Source organism: Salmonella sp. SAL04214, from assembly GCF_046550615.1.
GTDB lineage: Bacteria > Pseudomonadota > Gammaproteobacteria > Enterobacterales > Enterobacteriaceae > Salmonella > Salmonella enterica.
In genome coordinates this window covers 1-21,312 of record NZ_JBGDXT010000013.1, presented here as the reverse complement: position 1 = coordinate 21,312, position 21,312 = coordinate 1, and the positions used below count along the sequence as shown (strand labels likewise).

Genomic DNA, 21,312 nt, shown 5'->3' with positions numbered 1-21,312 from the left:
CTTATTGCACCTCGTCCACGGCTTTCAGGAGATCGGCGCCCTGCGGGTTGTCTTTCAGGAACATATCGCGCACCTGGCTGCCCAGCGCATCGCTGAAGGCTTTACGGTCGATATCGGTCAGGACTTCAACTCCGGCTTCTTTCATGCCATCGATAATTTTTTGCTGATCTTCGGCGACCAGTTTGCGCTGGTAGTCACCCGCTTCTTTGGCGGAACTCAGCAGTGCCTCCTGGAGCTGCGGGCTTAAAGCGTCGAATTTGGCTTTATTGATCACCAGCAGCAGAGGCGAATAGGCGTGATGAGTGAGGGAGAGGTATTTCTGTACCTCATAGAATTTCGCTGACCACACGACGTTGATAGGGTGTTCCTGGGCATCAATCGTACGGGTTTCGAGGCCGGTATAGACTTCGGAGAACGGCATCGGAATAGGGTTCGCGCCGAAGATTTTAAAGGCCGCGATATTCATTGGGCTGTTGTTAGTGCGGATTTTTAAGCCTTTCAAATCGCCCGGCGTTTTTACCGGCGCGCGGGAGTTGGTGACGTCGCGCCAGCCGTTTTCCCAGTAGGCGAGGACTTTTAACCCTTTTGAATCGAGTGATTTTTTCAGTTCATCGCCGACTTTACCGTCGAGCGTTTTATGCGCATGCGCGGTATCGCGAAACAGGAAGGGGACATCAAGTAAGTTGAATACAGGGGCCAGACCGGTGAAATTGTTCGAACCGGACATTTCCATATCAATGGTTCCGCCGCGCACCCCGCTGATCATTGCCTGGGCGTTACCTAATGTGCTGTCAGGAAAGAGTTTTAGCGTTAATTCGCCGTTGGTTTTTTCTTTTAATAATTCGTTAAATTTTTTCGCGGCAATATGTTGGGAGTCAGTTTGCGGTGTTTCATAACCAAAACGTAAAGATTGCGCCGCCAGAGACGACACGCTGAAAACCGTCAGACCAGCTATCAATAATGAACGAGCAATAACGTGTAATTTCATAATATTATCCTTTAATTAATCCATTTAAGCGGTGTGATAATTAGCTCGGGAATAAAAATAAATAAAACCAGCAACGACATCAGTACGACAACGTAAGGGAATACGCCTCTTACCGCGTCATCAAATTTCAATTTTGCTACCCCGGAAATAACGTTGAGGACGTTGCCAACGGGCGGTGTGATTAATCCAATAGAGCAGTTAATAATGAACATGACGCCGAAATAAATCGGGTCAATATTGGCTTCTTTAACTAATGGCAATAATACAGGGGTAAGAATTAACACCGTTGGCGTTAAGTCCATCACCATACCGACGACCATAATTGAGATCATAATGACGATAAATAAGAGTCGCGGAGAGTCGACCAGCGGCTGCAGCAAATCTGACACCATCATGGGTAACTCCGCGATCGTAATCAGCCAGGCGGATACCTGAGCCGCGGCCACCAGAAACATGACGACTGACGTCGTTTTGGCGGCATTGACCAGCACGTGGTAGAGACTGGAAAACGTTAATTCCCGATAGATAACCACGGCGACAAAGAGGGCGTAAAACGCGGCAACCGCCCCTGCCTCCGTTGGCGTGAAAAGTCCGGAACGGAAGCCGCCGATAATAATCACCGGTAAAAACAGCGCCCAGATACCTGAAACCAATGATTGCCAGATTTCACGCGGTGTTGCTTTAGGCTGAGAAGGGAGATTTAATCGCCCAGCCTGCCACCACCAGGTGAGCATAAGCGCCGCGCCCATCATGATGCCCGGTGCGATCCCGGCCATAAACAGCTTGCTGATCGACAAGCCGCTGGAAACGCCGAAGATAATAAAAGGAATTGAGGGTGGAATAATTGGCGCAATGATCCCGCCGGAAGCGATTAACCCAACGGAGCGGTTGATCGGGTAGTTTGCGGAGCGCATCATCGGCACCAGCAGCGCGGCGACCGCAGCGGTATCTGCTACCGCAGAGCCGGAAAGGCTGGCCATAATCATTGCCGCAATAACGCCCACGTAGCCCAGGCCGCCGGGTTTATGGCCGACCAGCTTCATCGGCAGGTCGACAATTCGCTTTGACAGGCCGCCCGCGTTCATGATTTCACCGGCCAAAACAAAAAAGGGAATGGCCAGCAGGGAGAAACTGTCCGCGCCGTTAACCAGGGTTTGCGCCATAATCTGCACGTCAAACATATCCAGGTATGTCATCAGAGCAGCGCCGCAAAGCAGCAGCGACCAGGCGATGGGTAAACCTATCGCGATCCCGCCGAGCAGGCAGCAGAGAAATATCACCACGGCCATGATTAGGCTCCTTGCTGTGGTTGTTGAAAGGAATCGTTATGCGTTATTAAGTGATAAAGCCGACGCAGCTCGATTAACGCGATGGCAACGCTTGTGGGCAGACAGGCGATATACATCAGGCCGATCGGTAAACCGAGGATTGGCGAGTGATCGCTCCAGTCCTGCAACGCTTTTTGCAGGCTGCCCCAGCCTAATGCGAGGCATAACAATAAAATCAGCGAATGTGTCAGCAGCGAGAGTCGACGCTGATTCGCTGGCGAAAGTTTTTCCACCACAAAAGTGACCTGAACGTGAGCGTTATCCATAAATGCAACAATGGCGCCAATAAACGTCAGCCATACAAATAGATAACGTGATAGTTCATCTACCGACAAAATACTGCTCTCAAAACCGTAACGTAAAATAACGTTAATAAATACAATGCAGGAAAGTACGGCAATTAATACCGCAAGTATGCCCTCAAGTACCCGCTTCATAACGACTCCATCAGGTTATAGAAACTTATTTCTTTCGATGCTGAATAGTGGAACTTAATTTATTATGTTTGGTTTATATTAGGTCGGCGCAACGTTGAGTTGCAGGCCGAGAATTAAGGTGATGATGTTTAATTCAGGTTAGCGGCGTGTGGCCTTTTCATCATGTTAATACCATCGCGTAATATATTGATGCGGTGATTAATATCGGCGCTGGCATTGATTTCCAACAATTTAATACCGGTAAACTGCAACAGATCGGGAGCGGCGGCGGTAATGAGTTCTTTAACATGTTTCTCCGTCATCAGGCTTTGTGGACAGAAAGGTGCAAACGGAGCATGGAGGTCCTGCCATTCGCCGTATTCTCCATCCAGCGTTGTACCGGAGAACATCAGCGCCCCGAGTTTTCCAGCCTGTTTGGCCTGCTGCGTGTGGATCAGCGGTAGAGAGGTATCCCGCCCTTCAATAGCCGAGCGCGCCCAGTTAACGCAGACGCTTATGTCATAGTCGGCAATAATTTCCAGTACGTTTACTAACGGTAAGAATCCTTTGCGCGGTGCGGGGCCGGTCATCGCGTCGCAGTGTTCAAGCACCAGGTCGCAGGACCAGTCCCAGTTGGCAATCTCTTTTAATGAGCGCGCAAAGGCGTCGGTTGCCTGCGCCACGTTCGGATTGCCCGCCAGAGGAGCGGCATGAAGCTCAAGGGCTATAACTTTGCCGGGGGTTTTCGCATTGAGTTTATTTATCTTCTGATAAAGATGACGGTAGTATTCCACGCAGGCTTTACGCTGTTCCTCGTCACTGGACGCTAATCCAAAACCGCCGTTTTCGCTACGGCGGCGCATGGTTTCCATTATCGCGGTGACCACGATTTGCCAGTTTCCCGGTGTATGGCGCAATAACCACTCGTCGCCGAGCGGGTGAAGATGTTCAAGACAAGGCTGCTCCAGCCCCCGGATATCCGGAGTATCAGAGAGTTGCCGCCAGAATTCCGTCTCTTCCTCTTCACTCTTCTGGTGAAATGAGGGTGCACAAGGGTACGCACCGATAATATAACCGGTATTATTTTTCATTTTGTGCTCCAGTAAACTCTATTTTATAAAACGTCTATGGCGACTTTTACGACTATTTTCCGTATCGGCGTAGCAATGCTTTTATTACAACCTGGACGATGAACATCCTGCGGGAAAAACAGGGCATAACTTCCCGGTATCATTTCAATGAATGATTCATGTTCACTGTCGTGATAAAAAATAATATCGCGCTGTTCTAATAATGACTCGCTGATTTGATTATTACCGGTATCAATGGCAACCCCAATTTTCTCTTCGCCCCATGCCAGAAACTGAATATCCAGATAGCGGCGATGAACCTCCGGACGATTTTCAGCAGCATCGCGGGTGGTCATATCGATAATCTGCGCGAAGATATTTTTGCCGTCGATTTCCACTACGCCGGGTTCCAGCGTGCGAAAGTCCGTATTACGCAGGAAATCGAGCGCCTGCTCTATGGCCGACGGTAACCGGCACGGATCAGGCTGCGCGATATGTCCAAAAATCATGATGTGGCTCCTTACAGCGCCTGAATTTTGGCCCAGACGCTATCGTCAATGGTGATACCGTGACGGCGGTTGTCATCCAGCAATTTGGTAAATTCGTGGCCGGGCAGCCGAATCGCGACGTTGTCGTCAGCACGTTCAGCAGTGGTGATGAAATCCATAATCCGCTGCAGTTTGGCATCGCGGGTTGCGCCATCGATCAGCTTATCCACTTCTATGGCGATGAAGATCTGCGAAACGCCATACTCATCGCTGTTTTCCTGGGTCACTTCGGCAACGGAAGAACCGTTGGAAAGCAGGGTGGCAATCATGTCCAGCACAATCGACAGACCAGAGCCTTTCCAGTAACCCATCGGTAAAATGCGGCGATTTTTCTCGATCACGCCCGGTTCTTTGGTCAACTGACCGTTATCGTCGAAACCGCCGTCCACCGGCAGTTCGCGGCCCGCCAGACGGTTAACCTCCAGCATGCCGTAAGAGAACATCGACATCGACATATCTACCATCGTGATCGGCGTGGAAGGGATGGCGACGATCAGCGGATTGGTACCGATACGGCACTCTTTCGCGCCCCACGGCGGCATGACGGCGATGGAGTTGGTCCAGCAAATGCCGATATAGCCTTTTTCCGCCGCCTGCCAGCCGTAGCTGCCGCCGCGCATCCAGTGGTTAGCATTACGTAACGCCACCAGGCCAATACCATGATCGGAAGCCAGCTCGATGGCCCGGTCCATCATCTTTTTCGCCGTCAGGTTGCCGATAGCGCGCTGAGCATCCCACTGTTCGATGGCGCCGAGGCTGGTAACCCGCTGCGGTTTAGCATCAGGAATAATGTCGCCGTTATCCAGTTGCTGAATGAAGCGGGGAAAGCGGTTCACGCCGTGGGAATAGACACCGGACTCGGTGGTGCGAGCGAACATTTCCGCGCAGGCGTCGGCGGTATCTTCCGCAATATTCCGCGACCGCAAGACGCGGTAGAAGGCCCCTTTTAACTCTTCGAAAGTTACTTTCATCCCTGTTCTCCTGGTCGATTGTCAGAAATTTTAGTATGTTTTTTTGTCGATAAATTTCATAATGCGAAATGTAGTTCCAAATATATAGATCAAAAATTGACATGGCAACGCCAGAGAAGGTTTTTAAAAACGATTAAAATCATCGGGTTATGTTTTTTATGCTGATATCGTGAACTGCAACACACTTTGAGCTACCATCTGATCGCCCAAGAAAGGAGAGAGTTTTCTGATGAGCCAGAACAACGATAAAGAGAAGCCTGCGGGGAGTCAGAGCCTGTTTCGTGGCCTGATGTTGATAGAAATTTTGAGTAACTACCCGAACGGTTGCCCGCTGGCGCACCTGTCGGAGCTGGCGGGGTTGAACAAGAGTACCGTCCATCGTTTATTGCAGGGGCTTCAATCCTGCGGATACGTGACGCCAGCGCCGGCGGCCGGAAGCTACCGTCTGACGACAAAGTTTATTGCCGTCGGCCAAAAAGCCCTGTCATCGCTGAATATCATCCACGTTGCGGCACCGCACCTTGAGGCGCTCAACCTGGCCACCGGCGAGACGGTGAATTTTTCCAGCCGTGAAGATGACCACGCTATCCTGATTTATAAGCTGGAACCGACCACCGGTATGCTGCGCACGCGCGCCTACATTGGCCAGCATATGCCGCTGTACTGCTCGGCGATGGGGAAAATTTATATGGCGTTTGGTCAGCCGGATTATGTGGCGTCTTACTGGGAAAGCCATAAAGATCAGATCCAGCCGCTGACTCGTAATACCATTACCGATTTACCAGCAATGTACGATGAGCTGGCGCAAATTCGTGAAACCAGCATGGCGATGGATCGCGAAGAAAATGAACTGGGCGTTTCCTGTATTGCTGTGCCTGTGTTTGATATTCACCATCGAGTGCCTTACGCCATTTCTATTTCACTGTCGACGTCACGGCTAAAACAGATCGGCGAGAAAAATCTGCTCAAACCGTTGCGTGAAACCGCACAGGCTATCTCTAATGAGCTGGGATTTACCGTTCGCGAATAAGACAGCTCGCCAGGTTTTATCAGGCATCTGACAAAATTTGTCCGTTTGCGTAGTGGGATCAAAGCGGCGGGGAATGGCTCTCTGGCATTCTGGCGTTTTAACGCAGGGGGAGAACAATGAACCGGTTTATTATGGCGGATGCGTCGGCGTGTATCGGGTGTCGTACCTGCGAGGTCGCCTGCGTGGTGTCGCACCAGCAACAGCAGAATAGCGCGGCGGTGACGACGGCGGACTTTGTGCCGCGTATCCGGGTGATAAAAGAGGATAGCTTCACCACGGCCACGGTCTGCCATCAGTGTGAGGACGCGCCGTGCGCGAATGTCTGCCCGGTACAGGCGATTCGCCGTGATCGGGGGCATATCTTCGTGACGCCATCGCGCTGCATTGGTTGTAAAAGCTGTATGCTGGCTTGCCCGTTTGGCGCGATGACCGTGGTGGCGTCCACGTCAGGCGCGCAGGCGATTAAATGCGATCTTTGCTGGCATCGGGAAGCGGGGCCGGCGTGCGTGGAAGCCTGCCCGACCAGTGCGTTACAGTGCGTTGACGCAGCACACGTGCAGCGCCAGCGCCTCTATTCTCAACCTTTCTGAATGTCGTTCCGGCCTGCATGATGGCCGGAATAGCCGTCAGCCTTCACGCCAGGCGCGTTCTATCTCTTCTGCCAGAATTTTTACGCCCGCCTCGATTTTATCCGGTTCAGGCACGTAGTTCATCCGCATACATTGGTGTGTGTGCGGCCAGGGTTTATCCAGTCCGGGAAAGAAATAGTGGCCCGGCACCATCAGCACGCCGCGCGCTTTCAAGCGTTGATAGAGTAGCTCGGTGGTAATCGGCAGATCTTTAAACCACAGCCACAAAAATATTGCGCCTTCCGGTTTATGAATCAGGCAGCGTTCTTCGGATAAATAGCGACGAATGATCGCGATCGTCTGTTGAACGCGCTGATAGTAGAAAGGTTTGATAACCGTTTCCGACAGCCGCAGCAGATCGTTACGCTTAATCATTTCGCACATCATCGCCGGACCCATGCCGCCGGGCGCAAGGCTGATAATGCCGTTCATGTTGGCAATGGCGGTAATCGTCTTATCATTGGCGATGATAATCCCGCAGCGGGAACCGGGCAGCCCCAGCTTCGAGAGGCTCATGCATAGGATAATATTGGGGTTCCACAGCGGGCGCGCTTCGCTAAAGATAATGCCCGGAAACGGTACACCGTAAGCGTTATCAATCACCAGTGGGATGTTGTGCTGATTCGCCAGTCTGTCCAGCTTCATCAGCTCTTCGTCGGTGATAACGTTACCGGTTGGGTTGGTCGGGCGCGAGACGCAAATCATCCCCGTTTCTTCGCCGATGTGCAGATGCTCAAAATCGACGTGATACTTAAACTGGCCTTCCGGCAGCAGTTCAATATTCGGGCGCGCCGAAACGAAGAGGTCGTCTTCCAGACCGGAATCTGCATAGCCGATGTATTCCGGCGCAAGCGGGAATAGTACCTTTTTCGTACTGCCGTCGGCGCGACGTCCGGCGAAGAGATTAAATAAGTAGAAAAACGCGCTCTGACTGCCATTTGTCAGCGCAATATTCTGTGGTTCGATATCCCATCCCAGCGTTTCACGTAGCAGTACGGCCAGTGCATTCAGTAGCGCCGTTTTTCCCTGGGGACCGTCATAATTACAAAGCGCATCAGCGGCTTTGCCGCTTTCTACCATCTCTGTCAGTAGCGTCTGGAAATAATCCTGCATTGCAGGGATGTGTGCCGGGTTACCGCCGCCAAGCATGATGGCGCCTGGCGTGCGTAAGCCGTCGTTGAGATCCTCCATCAGGCGGGTAATGCCTGAATGGCGGGTAAATTTATCGCCGAAAAGTGAAAATGTCATAACGGGTGATCTATCGAACTGTCTGTCAAAGTGGATAACCATAACGCTACAAATGGCGGGGCGCAAATGAGGGGCAGGCGGTAGTATTGATGTTTTATGCTACAAATTTTTATCAGGTTAGTTTTTTATTTTGAAGGGGCTACCGGTACGCGAGGGGACCGGTAGCGCCACGATTAGCGGCGGCCCGCCCAGACGACCATCACCGTATCGTCGCCGTACTGGCGTACAAAACCGTACCCGTGTTTTAGCGTCAGCGTGGTTTGTTGGCCTGCGCCGATGGCGGGATGTCTGGCGCGGAACTGGCTAATATGCTGCCAGTGCGCGACGGCTGCGGCTGACTTTCCGCTCACGTCCTGCCAGTTCATATCTGAACGGGTGCCTTGCAGCGGGTCGGAGCCGGTGGGGCCGAAGGGACGAGCGGATTCATCGCCGTAAAAGATCTGCACCGCGCCCGGTGAAAGCAGCAGCAGTTCCGCCGCCTTATCACCGCCCTCACGGAAAAGGCGCGTATCATGCGAGGAGAGGTAACTTAATACGTTGAAATCCTGCATTTTATCCGCCATCTGCTGCCAGACTGGCCCCATTTCCGCCAGGCAATCGACCGCTTTCGCCGCCTGCTCCTGATAATCAAAATTGATCATCGCGTCGAAACCATAGCGATAATAATCACTTTTCATGACGCCGTGGCCCCACGCTTCGCCAGTCATCCAGAACGGGCTATCATCCAGCGCTTTGTCCGGATTGGCCTGCTTCCATTCATGTAACGCCGCGCTGGCCTGGGTTTTTAGCTGTTGCCAGGCAGGAAGCTCAACGTTTTTGGCAGTATCGACCCGGAACCCGTCAATGCCGTAATCATGCACCCACTGGCTTAACCAGTGAGTCAGATAATCCCGTGGCGTATAGCCCTCAATGAACTTTGCTTTAGTATCGGGTTTGTTGGCATAGAACGCGGGTAGGCCGGAAGGCGTGGTAGATTCCGTTTTTATATCCGGCAGGAAGGCCAGCGACAGGGTTAAATCGTCAAATCCCGGACTGTCGTAGTCGCCAATATCGGTACGAATCCACTTTTTCCCCCACCATTTTTCCCAGGCGGCGCTGTCGCTGAAGTTGATGTAGTCGTTAAAGCTGTGCCAGCTTTGTCCGGCGGCGGGTCGCCAGTTTGTCCAGCGATCGCCGAGAATTTTTTGCCGTTCCGCGCCGGATAAATAGAGCGCGCCGAACTGATACTCCTGCATATCCGCCAGCGTGGCGTAACCGGCATGATTCATTACTACGTCAAATAAAATACGGATGCCGCGCTGGTGCGCGCCGTCGACCAGCGCGCGGAGATCGGCTTCGCTGCCCATATTGGCATCCAGCGTCGTCCAGTCCTGAGTGTAATAGCCGTGATAGGCGTAATGAGGAAAATCGCCTTTTGTTCCGCCGCCGACCCAGCCGTGGATCTGTTCAAACGGCGAGCTTATCCACAAGGCGTTCACGCCTAATTGCTGTAGATAGTCCAGTTTACTCGTCAACCCGCGTAAATCGCCGCCGTGGAAAGTGCCAATCTCTTGCATACCATCCTTATGGCGACCATAGCTGTGGTCGTTGGTTGGATCGCCATTGCGAAAACGATCCGTAAGCACAAAATAAACGGTGGCGTTGCGCCAGTTAAAAGGCGCTGATGCATGGGTTTCCGCGCGCTCCAGCAATAAAAGCCCGTGGCTGTCGGCAGGTTGCAGCGTGATTTGCCCGTTTTGGACGGTATCGGTTTGACCACTGTAATAATCGCGCACTACCGTCCCTTCCGGAAAGGTCTGGCGAACATCCAGCGTGAGCGGCGAACCATCCCAGACGGGACACTGACGGGCGAGCTGCGCGGTGCGTTCAGGTTCAGTTTTTATCGATAACAACAGGGTCGGCGTACCGGAGCGGGTATCTACCGTTATCGTATAGTCGCCATCTTTAAACAGACGCCATTGCGGCGGCGCGCCTTCGCAGGGTTTTAACGACAACATCTGGTTGAGTTTTATGGCGCCGGAGGGCTGCCAGCACTGCTGGTCAATATGGAGCGTTAACGCGCGTGTACCTTTTGTTAATGCAGCATGGCTGGTAAAGCGCCCGGTTTCCTGCGTCGAGAACGTCGGAAAACCGGGTGAGGTCCATGATGAGGCGATCGCGATACCGGGTATCAGCGTCAGAGCGAAGGCGGCAAGTTTCATCACGCTATCCTTTGTGGGCAATATTCATCAGCTTGCCTGGTTTTTAGGCGAATGAACTCCTCCTCAGCAGAGAGTCGCGCAGGAGGAGGCGCGAGGGTGAGCGACGAGGCGCAAAAAAACGCCTCTATTTGCGATAAGCACCACATTTTATTGGCATTATTGCTGCCTGTTATCGTTAATAGTTGACATAGTTTCGGATTAAGACTATTCCCTGAGGTGCTTTTTAAGCCTATTTTTGCTAGAATTTGGGGTTCAAACCTCAACTTCGTGAAAAATAAAAGGTGTTGGAATGTATCAATCCGACCAGGAGACCTAATGATATTGACTCCCATGCGACGATATGGGGCAATGATTCTTATGTTACTCACCATCGCATTTTCGGGTGAGGTGCTGGCAAAGACGCACGCAACACAAACGAGTCAAAAGTCCCACATAACTGAGACAAGTTATAAACAGGTTAGCAGTAAACAAGAGTATTCTCGCAATAGTGCAAAGAGCAGTTCACTTCCTGATTTGCGAAAATACCCTTCCGGAACCCCCAGAAAAAAAGCGTTTCTCCGGACCGTTATGCCTTACATCACCAGCCAAAATGCCGCGATTACCGCGGACCGTAATTGGCTGATCTCAAAACAGTACCAGAACCGCTGGTCGCCGTCTGAACGCGCGCGTATGAAAGATATCGCGAAGCGCTATAAAGTGAGCTGGTCCGGCAACACGCGTCGTATTCCGTGGAATACGTTGCTGGAGCGCGTCGACATTATCCCAACCAGCATGGTGGCGACGATGGCGGCGGCGGAAAGCGGCTGGGGAACCTCTAAACTGGCGCGTAGCAACAACAACCTGTTCGGCATGAAGTGTACGAAAGGGCGTTGTACCAATACGCCGGGTAAGGTGAAAGGTTACTCGCAATTCGCGTCGGTTGAGGAGTCGGTGAGCGCGTATGTCGCCAACCTGAACACGCATCCGGCTTATTCCTCTTTCCGCAAGTCGCGCGCCCAACTGCGTAAGGCGGATCAGGAAGTCACCGCCACGGCGATGATTCATAAGCTGAAGGGTTACTCTACCCAGGGGTCGCGCTATAACAACTACTTGTTCGCGATGTACCAGGACAACCAGCGTCTGATCGCCGCGCATATGTAATTCTGTGTGCCGGATGGCGCTACGCTATCCGGCTTACAAGGCGTCTGTAGGCTGGATAAACTACAACAACGCTTCACTATGCTGGTCGCGATACTCCTTAGGCGTAGTGACGTACTCCTTTTTAAACACCGAATAGAAATATTGCAGCGACGGGTAGCCGCACATTTGCGAAATTTCGTTTATCGCCAACGTGGTAGAAATCAACAAACTACGCGCTTTTTCCAGCTTTTCGGCGTGGATCAGCGCATGTATCGTCTCGCCAACTTCTTCCTTAAAACGTTTTTCCAGGTTTGAACGTGAAATCCCAACCGCGTCCAGCACTTGCTCGACTTTAATGCCCTTACAGGCATGGTTACGAATAAAGTGCATCGCCTGGATAACCGCCGGATCGGTCAGGGAGCGATAGTCTGTCGAGCGGCGCGCAATGACGCGCACCGGCGGCACCAGAATGCGCTGTAACGGCATCTCTTCGCGCGCCAGCAAACGGTGCAGCAGTTTCGCCGCCTGATAGCCCATTTGCCTCGCCCCCTGCGCGACGGAGGAAAGCGCGACGCGCGACAGATAACGGGTTAACTCTTCGTTATCAATACCGATAACGCAAAGTTTTTCTGGCACCGGAATATGCAGGTGTTCACAGGCCTGCAATACGTGACGGGCGCGGGCATCCGTTACGGCAATGATGCCGGTTTGCGGCGGCAGCGTCTGAAGCCAGTCGGCGAGGCGATTTTGCGCGTGCTGCCAGTTTTCCGGCGCGGTTTCCAGTCCCTGATAGACTACGCCGCGGTATTTTTCCTCGGCGACCAGCTGGCGAAAGGCGTATTCCCGTTCCGCCGCCCAATGTTTGCGGCTGGAGTCGGGCAAACCGTAAAACGCGAAGCGGTTAACGCCTTTTTCTTTTAAATGCAGGAAAGCGCTTTCAACGAGTGCATGATTATCGGTGGCGATGTAATGAACGGCGGGATAATTTTCAGCAAGATGGTAAGAACCTCCGACCCCGACAATGGGTACGTCGACATCGGCTAATAATTGCGCGATATCGTCATCATCGTAATCGGCAATAACGCCGTCGCCTAACCACTCTTTAATGTTATCGATACGGGCACGGAAATCTTCCTCAATAAATATATCCCATTCGGATTGCGAGGCTTGTAAATATTCACCCACCCCCTCCACTACCTGACGGTCATAGGCTTTATTCGCGTTAAATAACAGAGTGATACGGTGACGTTTATCAAACATGAGGATATATCCTGCAAAAGTGAACCTGGACTCATGGATACTATCAAAACGGCTGACATAACGGTCTGGCGAATGATGACAAATTATTTTGCGCCTGAAACGTTATGCGAAATTCATCACAGCAAACGGCGGATGACAATTGTCATTTCTTATCTATATATTACGGTTTTTTGTTTATTTGCCAGGATTCGATCGCGATCGCTTTTTTCTTCTGTGGTTTTCAGCGTTTTTTTGAGAGCCAGAGCACATTTGGGGATTCTCTTAATAGCGGTGTGAAATAACGTAATTGAGCAATAAATCAGGAAATTCCAGTATGACGTTATGTCGTTTACTTGCCGTCTTATCTGATTATGGAGCTCACTATGCAGGCTTATTTTGACCAACTCGATCGTGTTCGCTATGAAGGCCCTCAATCGACTAACCCGCTGGCATTTCGTCATTACAATCCCGACGAGCTGGTTTTAGGTAAACGTATGGAAGATCACCTGCGTTTCGCGGCCTGTTACTGGCATACCTTCTGCTGGAACGGCGCGGATATGTTTGGTGTAGGCGCGTTTAATCGTCCGTGGCAGCAACCAGGCGAAGCGCTGGAGCTGGCGAAACGCAAAGCGGACGTGGCGTTTGAATTTTTCCACAAACTGAATGTGCCTTTTTATTGCTTCCATGACGTGGATGTGTCGCCGGAAGGCGCGTCGTTGAAAGAATATAAAAACAACTTCGCGCAGATGGTGGATGTGCTGGCGGCGAAACAGGAGCAGAGCGGCGTAAAACTGCTGTGGGGAACGGCGAACTGCTTTACCAACCCGCGCTATGGCGCAGGCGCCGCCACTAACCCGGATCCGGAAGTCTTTAGCTGGGCAGCGACGCAAGTGGTTACGGCAATGAACGCCACGCATAAACTGGGCGGCGAAAATTACGTGCTGTGGGGCGGGCGCGAAGGTTATGAAACGTTGCTGAATACCGATCTGCGCCAGGAACGCGAACAGATTGGCCGCTTTATGCAAATGGTGGTTGAGCACAAACATAAAATGGGTTTCCAGGGCACGCTGCTGATTGAACCGAAACCGCAGGAACCGACAAAACATCAGTATGATTATGACGTTGCAACGGTCTATGGCTTCCTCAAACAGTTCGGCCTGGAAAAAGAGATCAAAGTGAACATTGAGGCGAACCACGCGACGCTGGCGGGCCATTCGTTCCATCATGAAATCGCGACCGCTATCGCGCTGGGTATTTTTGGCTCCGTTGATGCCAACCGCGGCGATGCGCAACTGGGCTGGGATACCGATCAGTTCCCGATTAGCGTTGAAGAGAACGCGCTGGTGATGTACGAAATCCTGAAAGCGGGCGGATTCACGACGGGCGGTCTCAACTTCGACGCCAAAGTTCGTCGCCAGAGCACCGATAAATACGATCTGTTCTACGGTCATATCGGCGCGATGGATACGATGGCGTTGTCGCTGAAAATCGCCGCGCGTATGGTTGAAGACGGCGAGCTGGATAAACGCGTGGCGAAGCGCTATGCCGGCTGGAATGGCGAGCTGGGGCAGCAGATTCTGAAAGGACAACTCTCCTTAGGCGAACTGGCGCAGTATGCGGAGCAGCATAATCTGGCGCCAGTACATCAAAGCGGTCATCAGGAGCTGTTAGAAAATCTGGTTAACCGTTATCTGTTTGATAAATAACCCTATCTACCGGGCGACTCCGCGTTAGCCCGGCCTGTAGTCGTGATTAGCCCGGTAAGCGTAGCGCTGCCGGGCGCTTTCAGTAAAGGAACCCACACTATGTATATCGGGATCGATCTTGGTACATCGGGTGTAAAAGCTATCCTGTTGAATGAGCAGGGCGATGTGCTGGCTACGCATACTGAAAAACTGACCGTATCGCGTCCGCATCCCTTATGGTCGGAGCAGGAACCAGAGCAGTGGTGGCAGGCGACGGATCGTGCGGTTAAAGGTTTAGGTCGGCAACAGTCGTTAAGTGGCGTCCGGGCGTTGGGCATCGCCGGACAAATGCATGGCGCGACATTGCTTGATAGCCGTCAGCAGGTTCTGCGACCAGCGATTTTATGGAATGACGGACGCTGTAGCGAAGAGTGCGCCTGGCTGGAAAAACAGGTGCCGCAGTCGCGTGCGATAACCGGTAATCTGATGATGCCCGGTTTTACCGCGCCCAAATTAGTCTGGGTGCAGCGCCACGAACCGGATATTTTCCGCCAGATAGACAAAGTTCTGCTGCCGAAAGATTTTCTGCGGCTGCGAATGACGGGCGTCTTTGCCAGCGATATGTCGGATGCGGCGGGAACGATGTGGCTGGACGTGAAAAAGCGCGACTGGAGCGACGTTATGCTCAACGCCTGTCATTTAACCCGACAGCAGATGCCAGCGTTATTTGAAGGTAGTGACATTACCGGAACGTTGCTGCCAGAGGTAGCCAGCGCATGGGGAATGCCAGCAGTACCTGTGGTGGCGGGCGGCGGCGACAATGCGGCTGGCGCGGTCGGCGTAGGAATGATCGATGCCGGACAGACGATGCTCTCACTCGGAACATCGGGCGTCTATTTTGCCGTCAGCGACGGCTTTCTGAGTAAACCGGAGAGCGCAGTACACAGTTTTTGCCATGCGCTGCCGGAACGCTGGCATTTAATGTCTGTAATGTTGAGCGCCGCCTCTTGTCTGGACTGGGCGGCTAAACTCACCGGGCAGAAGAACGTCCCGACGCTGATTGCCGCCGCGCAGCTGGCGGATGAGCATACCGATCCGATCTGGTTTTTGCCGTACCTGTCCGGCGAGCGCACGCCGCACAATAATCCGCAGGCAAAAGGCGTTTTCTTTGGTTTAACCCATCAGCATGGCCCGGCGGAACTGGCGCGGGCGGTACTGGAAGGCGTGGGATATGCTCTGGCGGATGGCATGGATGTGGTTCACGCCTGCGGCGTCAAACCCGCCAGCGTGACGCTTATCGGCGGCGGGGCGCGCAGCGAATACTGGCGTCAGATGCTATCTGATATTAGCGGGCTACAGCTTGATTATCGTACTGGCGGCGATGTGGGGCCAGCGCTGGGCGCGGCGCGTCTGGCGCAAATTGCGGTGAATAAACAGACTCCGCTCGCCGATGTATTGCCGCAGTTGCCGCTGGAGCAGGCGCATTATCCCGATGCGCAGCGTCATGCGGTTTATCAACAACGTCGTGAAACCTTCCGTCGACTCTATCAGCAGCTGTTGCCGTTGATGTCATAAGTCAGAATGCCTTTCGGTTTTGGCTGAAAGGCATTTCCCGTAAATATTAATTCTATTGAATTATATCGAAGTAAGTATGTGTGTTTTCTGATTTTTATATTATTGCTGAGCAGGCGCCTTTTTCATCGCTATTTCTTCGCTTAATGTGTCTCACACAACCACAAGGAGAGTGAGATGGACGATCACGTTGCGCGCAGGAAACGGATATTCGGCCTGGGAATGTTAGTTGTCGGTGCAGTGGTATACCTGGTAGGACTGTGGCCAGGCTGTCATACATTAAGCGAAAAGGGATATTTTTTTGCGGCAATCGTCATGTGTGGTTTTCCAGTCTTAATTCGCCAGGAACACACGGGAAATGGCCGCTTGCTTTCTCGTTGCAAATCTTTGCTGTTGCTTGGCATCGGCATGGTCGCGGTCGGCGTATTTAACCTGGCGCTGGCGGGCGCGCTGAAAATACTGTGTCTGGTGGCGCTGGGGGTCAGTATATATGGAACCGATCTTTACGCTTCCTACAGTGATGATGAATGATGGCCGGAGCCATCATTCGTTTAGCTAACCCATTTCCGTTTATCAATACGCTGTAACAGCATGGAAAGTAGCAGGCTTCCTGTCACCGTCGCGGCAAAAACCCACACGATGTCTAACGGCGGCCAACGTTTTAACTCCAGACCATTAGTACGTAGCGCATGGATAATCAGCGCGTGGAAACCATAAATACCCAGCGAGTGGCGGGAGATAAGTCCCAGTCCAGGTAACGTCCGCGCATTCAGCTTATTTTTAACTATCGTGAACAGTGAGACGGCGCAAATAAACACCATGGGACCGCAATACAGATACCAGGTATCGGCAAAATTTCCGCGCCAGCGTAATTCATGCAATGTGCCGCGAGAAATAACAAATACCGCGATGATGAACAGGGCAGCGCAGATAAGCGTCAGCGATGGCTTTTGCGTCTCCATCATTCCAATGGCGCGGCCCAGGATACCGTAGAGAATGTAGTAGAACGTGTCGCCGTTGATATACAGATTGATGGGCAACCATTCAACGCCGCCGATTTTTTGCGGCACAGTATTTGGGTTAGCAATAATACCAATGATCACCATCAGCATCAGGAGCATTTTGCCGCTCACGTTTTTTACCTGGATTAATGGCGATACCAGGTAGATCACCGCAATCGCAAAGAAAAACCACAGGTGGTAAAACACGGGTTTTTGCAGCGCATTTTTTAGCGAAAGCTCGACGTTGATCGAAGTAAAAAGTGAAATGTAAGCCAGGGCGACAACGCTGTAAAAGATAAGGCAGAGGGCGATACGTAAAAAATGCCGCGGTTGCGCGCAGCGCTCGCCAAAAAAAAGATAGCCTGAAATCATAAAAAACAGGGGAACGCTAACGCGCGAAGCCGAATTCAGGACATTCGCAATATCCCAGTTTAGCGGGCTGACGCTGTGGGCGTTGGTGATGTACCACGTTGTAGTATGGATCATCACTACCATTAAACAGGCGATCCCTCGCAGGTTATCAATCCAGTTAATTTTAGGCTGCATCAGTTCCTCAGCTTCCGTTTCAATAGAGTTCCAGCGCGGTGGCTCACTGGAAAAATCCGACTTTCTACGCTACATCTTGTGATGGCGTAAGGAGATTCGCACAATGTGTCTGCTACCCACAAACCTTAATAATAAGACTGACCAGCAAACCAGACGGTAATAAAAATGATAATGAAGTATTTCTGTTCTGTGATGATAGCCATCGCTCTGGTGGGATGCACAGCGACACCGCCACCGACGCAAAAAGCCCAGCAGAGTAAAGTGAGCCCAACACGCACGCTGGATATGGAAGCATTGTGTAAAGCTCAGGCGGCGCAGCGTTACAATACTGGCGCACAGAAAATTGCTGTTACCGGTTTCGAACAGTTTCAGGGGAGCTATGAGATGCGTGGTAATACTTTCCGTAAAGAGAGTTTTGTCTGCTCTTTTGATGCAGATGGGCAGTTTTTACATCTTTCTATGCGGTAAAAGCCGCGCCTGGTGAGGTGTGATGCCGCGAAATCCGGCAATTTTCGCTAAACAAACCGGTTTCATACTGTATATCTCGCATCCAGCGGGTATACTGGCTCCTTCCTTTAAATCCACACGTATCCAGCACGAAATAATATGCAAAAGTTTGATACCAGGACCTTCCAGGGCTTGATCCTGACCTTACAGGATTACTGGGCTCGCCAGGGCTGCACCATTGTTCAACCATTGGACATGGAAGTCGGCGCGGGAACTTCTCATCCAATGACCTGCCTGCGCGCGCTGGGGCCAGAGCCGATGGCGACTGCCTATGTGCAGCCTTCTCGTCGTCCGACCGATGGCCGCTACGGCGAAAACCCGAACCGCTTACAGCACTACTATCAGTTCCAGGTAGTGATTAAGCCGTCTCCGGACAACATTCAGGAGCTGTATCTCGGTTCTCTGAAAGAGCTGGGTATGGACCCGACCATTCACGATATCCGTTTCGTGGAAGATAACTGGGAGAACCCGACGCTGGGCGCCTGGGGACTCGGCTGGGAAGTGTGGCTGAATGGCATGGAAGTGACGCAGTTCACCTACTTCCAGCAGGTCGGCGGCCTGGAGTGCAAGCCGGTGACCGGTGAAATCACCTACGGTCTGGAACGTCTGGCGATGTATATCCAGGGCGTGGACAGCGTTTACGACCTGGTCTGGAGCGATGGCCCGCTGGGTAAAACTACCTACGGCGACGTGTTCCATCAGAACGAAGTGGAGCAATCCACCTATAACTTTGAATACGCCGATGTGGATTTCTTATTCACCTGCTTCGAGCAGTATGAGAAAGAAGCCCAGCAGCTGCTGGCGCTGGAAAACCCGCTGCCGCTGCCGGCCTACGAGCGTATTCTGAAAGCCGCCCATAGCTTCAACCTGCTGGATGCGCGTAAAGCTATCTCCGTCACCGAACGTCAGCGCTACATTTTGCGTATTCGCACCCTGACCAAAGCAGTGGCAGAGGCTTATTATGCTTCCCGTGAAGCCCTCGGCTTCCCGATGTGCAACAAAGACAAGTAAGAGGCGGCCATGTCTGAGAAAACTTTTCTGGTGGAAATCGGCACTGAAGAGCTGCCACCAAAAGCACTGCGCAGTTTGGCTGAGTCCTTTGCTGCGAACTTCACTGCGGAGCTGGATAACGCCGGCCTCGCGCACGGTAACGTTGAATGGTTTGCCGCCCCGCGCCGTCTGGCGCTGAAAGTGGCGAATCTTGCTGAATCTCAGCCCGATCGCGAAGTCGAAAAACGTGGTCCGGCGATTGCTCAGGCGTTTGACGCCGAAGGCAAACCGAGCAAAGCGGCAGAAGGCTGGGCGCGCGGCTGCGGGATCACCGTTGATCAGGCCGAGCGTCTGAAGACCGACAAAGGCGAATGGCTGCTGTATCGCGCCCACGTGAAGGGCGAAAGTACCGAAGCGCTGGTGCCGAACATGGTAGCCACCTCGCTGGCGAAACTACCGATCCCGAAACTGATGCGCTGGGGCGCGTCTGACGTCCACTTCGTGCGTCCGGTGCACACCGTGACCCTGCTGTTGGGCGATAAGGTCATTCCGGCGACTATTCTGGGTATTCAGTCTGACCGCGTCATTCGCGGCCATCGCTTTATGGGGGAGCCTGAGTTCACTATCGACAATGCTGACCAGTACCCGCAAATTCTGCTGGAGCGCGGTAAAGTCATTGCGGACTACGAAGCGCGTAAAGCCAAAATCAAAGCGGACGCCGAAGAAGCAGCACGCAAGATTGGCGGTAATGCCGACCTGAGCGAAAGCCTGCTGGAAGAAGTGGCCTCGTTGGTGGAGTGGCCGGTGGTATTGACGGCGAAATTCGAAGAGAAATTCCTCGCCGTGCCTGCCGAAGCGCTGGTGTACACCATGAAGGGCGACCAGAAGTATTTCCCGGTTTATGACAACGCGGGCAAGCTGTTGCCGAACTTTATCTTCGTCGCCAACATCGAATCGAAAGATCCGACCCAGATTATCTCCGGTAACGAGAAAGTGGTGCGTCCGCGTCTGGCAGATGCTGAATTCTTCTTCAATACCGACCGTAAAAAACGTCTGGAAGACCATCTGCCGCGTCTGCAAACCGTGCTGTTCCAGCAACAACTGGGCACGCTGCGCGACAAGACCGACCGTATTCAGGCGCTGGCGGGCTGGATTGCCGGTCAGATTGGCGCTGACGTCAACCACGCCACTCGTGCGGGCCTGCTCTCCAAGTGCGACCTGATGACCAACATGGTCTTCGAGTTCACCGACACCCAGGGCGTGATGGGGATGCACTACGCGCGTCACGATGGTGAAGCGGAAGATGTGGCTGTGGCGCTGAACGAACAGTATCAGCCGCGCTTTGCCGGTGATGACCTGCCGTCTAACCCGGTAGCCTGTGCGCTGGCGATCGCCGATAAGATGGACACTCTGGCGGGTATCTTCGGTATTGGTCAGCATCCGAAAGGCGACAAAGACCCGTTTGCGCTGCGTCGTGCCGCGCTGGGCGTGCTGCGTATCATTGTTGAGAAGAACCTGAATCTCGATCTGCAAACGCTGACCGAAGAAGCGGTGCGTCTGTATGGCGACAAGCTGACCAACGCCAACGTAGTCGATGATGTGATCGACTTTATGCTGGGTCGTTTCCGCGCCTGGTATCAGGATGAAGGTTACACCGTCGACACCATCCAGGCGGTACTGGCGCGTCGTCCGACCCGTCCGGCAGATTTTGATGCCCGCATGAAGGCGGTGTCTCATTTCCGCACCCTGGAAGAAGCCTCTGCGCTGGCGGCGGCGAACAAGCGCGTCTCCAACATCCTGGCGAAAGCCACTGAGCCGCTGAACGATATCGTCCACGCCTCCGTACTGAAAGAAGCGGCGGAAATTGAGTTGGCCAGACATCTGGTTGTGCTGCGTGATAAGCTTCAGCCGTACTTTGCCGATGGTCGTTATCAGGAAGCGTTGATTGAGCTGGCGGCACTGCGCGCGCCGGTGGATGAATTCTTCGAAAATGTCATGGTTAACGCGGAAGAGAAAGATATCCGTATCAACCGCCTGACGCTGTTGTCGAAACTACGCGAACTGTTCCTGCAGGTTGCGGATATTTCGTTACTGCAATAAGCGTTCAGTTAATTAAACAAAAACCTGCTTTCGGGCAGGTTTTTTTATTGTCTATGGAAAACCCCCAGCTAGGCTGGGGGTTCCGGAAAGCTTTCAGCTTTAAGCCAGTTATTAAAACCCCTTT

Annotated in this window: 19 protein-coding genes; 9 read left to right on the top strand and 10 right to left on the bottom strand. The window is 52.6% G+C overall.

The features are described from left to right. Position 1 precedes the first annotated feature (1 nt). The 6 genes from yiaO to yiaK form a co-directional block, all read right to left on the bottom strand. Positions 2-988 (bottom strand): 2,3-diketo-L-gulonate TRAP transporter substrate-binding protein YiaO, encoded by a 987-nt coding sequence (yiaO, locus tag ACLJQD_RS19305; RefSeq protein WP_000766341.1) that lies wholly within the window; start codon positions 986-988, stop codon positions 2-4. Between the two features lie 11 nt (positions 989-999). After that, on the bottom strand, positions 1,000-2,277 hold the full coding sequence (gene yiaN / locus ACLJQD_RS19300) for a 2,3-diketo-L-gulonate TRAP transporter large permease YiaN (RefSeq protein ID WP_000301828.1): 1,278 nt from the start codon (positions 2,275-2,277) through the stop codon (positions 1,000-1,002). Positions 2,278-2,279: 2 nt separating this feature from the next. Continuing rightward, the gene (gene yiaM / locus ACLJQD_RS19295; protein ID WP_000832315.1) at positions 2,280-2,753 is read right to left on the bottom strand and encodes a 2,3-diketo-L-gulonate TRAP transporter small permease YiaM; all 474 of its coding nucleotides are present in this window, start codon (positions 2,751-2,753) and stop codon (positions 2,280-2,282) included. Between the two features lie 128 nt (positions 2,754-2,881). Then, positions 2,882-3,823 (bottom strand): DUF4862 family protein, encoded by a 942-nt coding sequence (locus tag ACLJQD_RS19290; RefSeq protein ID WP_017442145.1) that lies wholly within the window; start codon positions 3,821-3,823, stop codon positions 2,882-2,884. A 23-nt stretch (positions 3,824-3,846) separates the two neighbouring features. Next, entirely contained in the window at positions 3,847-4,311 is a 465-nt protein-coding gene (locus ACLJQD_RS19285; RefSeq protein WP_000576056.1) for a YhcH/YjgK/YiaL family protein, read from the bottom strand. An 11-nt stretch (positions 4,312-4,322) separates the two neighbouring features. Beyond that, the gene (yiaK, locus tag ACLJQD_RS19280; protein WP_000869008.1) at positions 4,323-5,321 is read right to left on the bottom strand and encodes a 3-dehydro-L-gulonate 2-dehydrogenase; all 999 of its coding nucleotides are present in this window, start codon (positions 5,319-5,321) and stop codon (positions 4,323-4,325) included. A gap of 229 nt (positions 5,322-5,550) precedes the next feature. On the opposite strand from yiaK, the gene yiaJ reads away from it, so the two are divergent. Both yiaJ and ACLJQD_RS19270 read left to right on the top strand, forming a co-directional pair. Further along, positions 5,551-6,351, top strand: coding sequence for an IclR family transcriptional regulator YiaJ (gene yiaJ / locus ACLJQD_RS19275; protein ID WP_000081338.1), 801 nt, complete (start codon positions 5,551-5,553; stop codon positions 6,349-6,351). 116 nt (positions 6,352-6,467) lie between these two features. Further along, complete coding sequence (locus ACLJQD_RS19270; protein WP_017442146.1) at positions 6,468-6,941, top strand: 4Fe-4S dicluster domain-containing protein; 474 nt, start codon at positions 6,468-6,470, stop codon at positions 6,939-6,941. A 36-nt stretch (positions 6,942-6,977) separates the two neighbouring features. On the opposite strand, the gene avtA is transcribed toward ACLJQD_RS19270, so the two are convergent. Together avtA and ACLJQD_RS19260 are read right to left on the bottom strand one after the other, a co-directional pair. Then, positions 6,978-8,228, bottom strand: coding sequence for a valine--pyruvate transaminase (gene avtA / locus ACLJQD_RS19265; RefSeq protein ID WP_000144384.1), 1,251 nt, complete (start codon positions 8,226-8,228; stop codon positions 6,978-6,980). 173 nt (positions 8,229-8,401) lie between these two features. Continuing rightward, entirely contained in the window at positions 8,402-10,429 is a 2,028-nt protein-coding gene (locus ACLJQD_RS19260) for an alpha-amylase (protein ID WP_017442147.1), read from the bottom strand. 315 nt (positions 10,430-10,744) lie between these two features. Between ACLJQD_RS19260 and ACLJQD_RS19255 the strand changes: the two genes are divergently transcribed. Beyond that, complete coding sequence (locus ACLJQD_RS19255) at positions 10,745-11,569, top strand: protein bax (RefSeq protein ID WP_001575119.1); 825 nt, start codon at positions 10,745-10,747, stop codon at positions 11,567-11,569. Between the two features lie 60 nt (positions 11,570-11,629). Here ACLJQD_RS19255 and xylR read toward each other — a convergent pair whose 3' ends face one another. After that, positions 11,630-12,808, bottom strand: coding sequence for a D-xylose utilization transcriptional activator XylR (xylR, locus tag ACLJQD_RS19250; RefSeq protein ID WP_000459824.1), 1,179 nt, complete (start codon positions 12,806-12,808; stop codon positions 11,630-11,632). A gap of 362 nt (positions 12,809-13,170) precedes the next feature. Between xylR and xylA the strand changes: the two genes are divergently transcribed. From xylA to ACLJQD_RS19235, 3 genes are all read left to right on the top strand, one after another. Continuing rightward, positions 13,171-14,493 (top strand): xylose isomerase, encoded by a 1,323-nt coding sequence (gene xylA / locus ACLJQD_RS19245; RefSeq protein ID WP_001149561.1) that lies wholly within the window; start codon positions 13,171-13,173, stop codon positions 14,491-14,493. Positions 14,494-14,592: 99 nt separating this feature from the next. Next, complete coding sequence (xylB, locus tag ACLJQD_RS19240; RefSeq protein ID WP_017442148.1) at positions 14,593-16,047, top strand: xylulokinase; 1,455 nt, start codon at positions 14,593-14,595, stop codon at positions 16,045-16,047. A 174-nt stretch (positions 16,048-16,221) separates the two neighbouring features. Then, positions 16,222-16,575 carry a YiaA/YiaB family protein gene (locus ACLJQD_RS19235; RefSeq protein ID WP_000340935.1) on the top strand — a complete coding sequence of 118 codons (354 nt, stop codon included), beginning with the start codon at positions 16,222-16,224 and terminating at the stop codon, positions 16,573-16,575. Between the two features lie 20 nt (positions 16,576-16,595). Here ACLJQD_RS19235 and ACLJQD_RS19230 read toward each other — a convergent pair whose 3' ends face one another. Continuing rightward, positions 16,596-17,591, bottom strand: a complete 996-nt coding sequence (locus ACLJQD_RS19230; RefSeq protein ID WP_017442149.1) for an acyltransferase — start codon at positions 17,589-17,591, stop codon at positions 16,596-16,598. A gap of 165 nt (positions 17,592-17,756) precedes the next feature. Here ACLJQD_RS19230 and ACLJQD_RS19225 point away from each other — a divergent pair, with 165 nt between their 5' ends. The 3 genes from ACLJQD_RS19225 to glyS all read left to right on the top strand — a co-directional run bounded on the left by ACLJQD_RS19225 (position 17,757) and on the right by glyS (position 21,188). After that, a complete protein-coding gene (locus ACLJQD_RS19225; RefSeq protein ID WP_000605590.1) occupies positions 17,757-18,059 on the top strand; it encodes a YsaB family lipoprotein in 303 nt (100 codons plus the stop codon). Positions 18,060-18,197: 138 nt separating this feature from the next. Continuing rightward, complete coding sequence (gene glyQ, locus ACLJQD_RS19220) at positions 18,198-19,109, top strand: glycine--tRNA ligase subunit alpha (protein WP_001168551.1); 912 nt, start codon at positions 18,198-18,200, stop codon at positions 19,107-19,109. A 9-nt stretch (positions 19,110-19,118) separates the two neighbouring features. Continuing rightward, a complete protein-coding gene (gene glyS, locus ACLJQD_RS19215) occupies positions 19,119-21,188 on the top strand; it encodes a glycine--tRNA ligase subunit beta (RefSeq protein ID WP_001291739.1) in 2,070 nt (689 codons plus the stop codon). Positions 21,189-21,312: the final 124 nt, after the last annotated feature.